The following is a 3,073-nucleotide window of genomic DNA, read 5'->3' on the forward strand; positions in this document are numbered from 1 at the left end:
GACGCCCGCGGCGCCGTCGAGGCCCGCAACATGGCCAAGCTGGCGGACCTCGGCTTCCGCTTCTCGATCGACAAGGTCCAGACGCTGGACCTCGACTTCGCCGACCTGCAGCGTTCGGACGTGAAGTTCCTCAAGGTCGCCGCCGACCTGCTGATCGAACAGCTTCTGGATCTCGACAACGGACCGGCCCTGCCGTCCCTGCGCGACATTCAGGCCGCCGACTTCGCGGGCCTGACCCGCCGCTACGGCATCGAGGTCATCGCCGAGAAGTGCGAGAGCGAGCGCCAGATCGTCGACATCCTCGAACTGGACGTCTCCATGGGCCAGGGCCACCTGTTCGGCGAGCCCCGCGCCATCAAGGAAGCCGTGCTGGCCGAGACCGATCCGCCCGCCGAGTTCCTGCGCTCCACCCTGCGCAGCGCCGAACAGCGCCGCCGGTTCGGCTAGGATTCAATAGCGCGGATAGGGGCGGTAGTTGTCCCGCCAGTAGACCCGCTCGGTCCCATAGCGACGGTCGCGGTTGTAGCCGCCGAAGCCATAGCCGCAGGGATCGTCCTCCGCCGACAACTGGTTGCCCAGCAGGCCGCCCGCCAGCGCGCCGATGGCCGCGCCACGCTCGGGATTCTCCTTGTCGATCGCCGCCCCTGCCAGGGCGCCCAGGGCCGCGCCGCTGGCCCTCGCATAGTCCCGGTTCCGGGCATAGTCGCGCTCGCAGGCCGAGGCGTAGCCGTCGGTGGTGGCGCAGCCGGCTGCGGCGGCCCCCAAGGCGGTCAGGGCGGCGAGGATCATCAGGCGGCGCATGCGGCTCTCCCTCCGTAATCCCGTGTCGAACACACGGGCGTCGGGACTGTTCCGCTCAGCCCTCGCCGCGCAGCAGGCGCAGGAACCCCGCTTCGTCCTCGAACGCAGCCTTCACCGGCCAGGAGGTCACCCGCGTCCGCCATTCAGGGGGCAGACGGGACCAGTCCTTCTCGGTGGTCACCAGGGTCGCGCCGAACTGTTCCGCGCGGTCGGCGAGGAAGCGGAGATCCTCGGTCTTGAAGGCGGCGTGGTCGGGGAAGGGGGCGAACTCGGCCAGATCGGCGCCGGCGGCCGTCAGCGAGCGCTCGACCTTCCACGGCTTGGCGATGCCGGCGAAGCCGACCAGCGGTCCGGACGGCGGCGGACCGGCGGGCTGCAGCCGGGCGATGAAGACGGGCAGGGCGCCGAAGGTCTCCAGCAGTTCCGGATCGGGCTCGGCCAGATCGGACGGCATCAGGACGATCACGGCGTCGCCGCGGGCCAGACCGGCCTTCAGCGGCTCGCGCATCGGACCGGAGGGGAAGACCGAGCCGTCGCCGAAGGGCCATTCGTCGTCGCGGGTCTCGCCGTCCACCACGATCAGGCTGAGGGTCTTCTTCAGGGCCGGGTTCTGGTGTCCGTCATCCAACACGAGAGCCTTTGCGCCCGCGGCGGCGGCCGACTTGGCGCCGGCCACGCGGTCGCGGGCGATCCAGGCGGGGCTGTCCAGCGCGAGCATCAGCGGCTCGTCGCCCACTTCGGCGGCGGTGTGGAGGTTCAGGTCGACCCGGATCGGGCCTTCCAGCTTTCCACCGTAGCCGCGCGACAGGGCGTGGGCCTCGACGCCTGACAGCCGCAGCAGCCGCAGGACCTCGCGGGCGACCGGCGTCTTGCCCGATCCGCCGACGGTCAGATTGCCGACGGAGATGACCGGCACGCCCGGATCGACCGGCGTGGCGCGGGCGATGCGGTTGGCCGTCACTCCGGCCCAGATCCACGACAGCGGCTTGAGCAGCATCCGCGTCATGGCCGCATGCTTGCGGTCGCGCAGATACCACCATTTCGGCGTGCTCAGGCTCATCGCCGGCTCCGCTTCGGCGGCAGCAGGGGATGCATCGCCTCGATCAGCCGTTCCAGCCCGGACCCGGCCTCGGCGGCGGCGCGGCGGCCGCGGTCGCCCATGGCCTTGGCAGCCTTGTCGTCGGCCAGCAGGGGCGTGAGGGCGGCGGGCAGGTCCCAAGGCGCGGCCACGATCTGCAGGCCGCCGGCCTCGACCAGCGCCTCGGTGATGGCGGCCCAGTTGGTCATGTCCGGGCCGGTGACGGCCGGCTTGCCAAGCCGCGCGGGCTCCAGCGGGTTGTGGCCGCCGACCGGGGGCTTCTCCAGCGCCGCCGAGAAGCTGCCGCCCATGACCACCACGTCGGCCAGCCGCAGGAACAGGCCCATCTCGCCCAGGGTGTCGGCGACATAGAGGTCGGTGTCGTTGTCCGGCTGACGTCCCTGCGAGCGCAGGGCGAAGCGGTAGCCGTCGCGGGTCAGGGCGGCGGCGATGGCGGCGCTGCGCTCCGGATGGCGCGGGATCAGGATCAGGCACAGCCGGTCGGCCAGCTTGTCCAGGGCGCGGACGATGGCGATCTCCTCGCCGTCGTGGGTGCTGGCGGCCACGACCACGGGCCGGTCCCCGATGGCGGCGCTCAGCTTGGTGAAGGCCGCGCCGTCATGCGGCGGGGCCTCGCCCGCCAGCTTGAGGTTCACATGGCCGTCGATACGGGCGCCCAGGCTCTCCAGCCGGTCGGCGGAAACGCCGTCCTGCGGCAGGATCACGTCGAAGGCCGACAGGATCTCGCGCGCCGCCGCGGGGAAGCGCCGCCAGCCGGCGACGGTCTTCTCGGTGATCCGGGCGCTGGCCAGCACCAGCTTCACGCCCCGGCGGCGGGATTCGAGGATCAGGTTCGGCCAAAGCTCGCTTTCGACGAAGACGCCGACCACGGGTTTCCAGTGGGTCAGGAAGGCGTCGACCGCGCCCGGCGCGTCGACGGGGGCGAACTGATGGATCACGCCTTCGGGCAGACGGTGCGCCAGCAGGGCGGCCGAGGTCAGGGTGCCGGAGGTCACGAGCAGGTTCAGGTCCGGGCGCGTGGCGCGCAGCTTGGCGACCACGGGCAGCAGGGACAGGGTCTCGCCGACGCTGACGCCGTGCAGCCAGACCACCTCGCCGTCGGGACGGGGGACCCGGGTCAGGCCCAGGCGTTCATCGACGCGGACGGGGTCCTCCTTGCCCTTCTTCGCCCGA

At 71.8% G+C, this 3,073-nt stretch carries 4 protein-coding genes; 1 reads left to right on the top strand and 3 read right to left on the bottom strand.

Features of this window, described 5'->3' with window-relative positions:
- Window positions 1-447: EAL domain-containing protein (locus tag Q0C81_RS07975; protein WP_291836118.1), on the top strand; the 447-nt coding region annotated here is incomplete at its 5' end.
- Window positions 448-450: 3 nt separating this feature from the next.
- Here the strand turns inward: Q0C81_RS07975 and Q0C81_RS07980 are convergent.
- The 3 genes from Q0C81_RS07980 to Q0C81_RS07990 all read right to left on the bottom strand — a co-directional run.
- Window positions 451-801 carry a glycine zipper domain-containing protein gene (locus tag Q0C81_RS07980; protein ID WP_291836121.1) on the bottom strand — a complete coding sequence of 117 codons (351 nt, stop codon included), beginning with the start codon at window positions 799-801 and terminating at the stop codon, window positions 451-453.
- Window positions 802-856: 55 nt separating this feature from the next.
- The gene (gene lpxK / locus Q0C81_RS07985) at window positions 857-1,861 is read right to left on the bottom strand and encodes a tetraacyldisaccharide 4'-kinase (RefSeq protein WP_291836124.1); all 1,005 of its coding nucleotides are present in this window, start codon (window positions 1,859-1,861) and stop codon (window positions 857-859) included.
- The coding region (locus Q0C81_RS07990) for a 3-deoxy-D-manno-octulosonic acid transferase (RefSeq protein ID WP_291836127.1) at window positions 1,858-3,073 on the bottom strand (1,216 nt) is incomplete at its 5' end. The genes Q0C81_RS07990 and lpxK, both read right to left, overlap by 4 nt.

The organism is Brevundimonas sp., from assembly GCF_023259385.1.
GTDB lineage: Bacteria > Pseudomonadota > Alphaproteobacteria > Caulobacterales > Caulobacteraceae > Brevundimonas.

Excerpts from the sequence above, each read along its gene's own strand:
- lpxK (WP_291836124.1), bottom strand. The coding sequence starts at position 1,861 with ATGAGCCTGAGCACGCCGAAATGGTGGTATCTGCGCGACCGCAAGCAT.
- Q0C81_RS07980 (WP_291836121.1), bottom strand. The coding sequence starts at position 801 with ATGCGCCGCCTGATGATCCTCGCCGCCCTGACCGCCTTGGGGGCCGCC.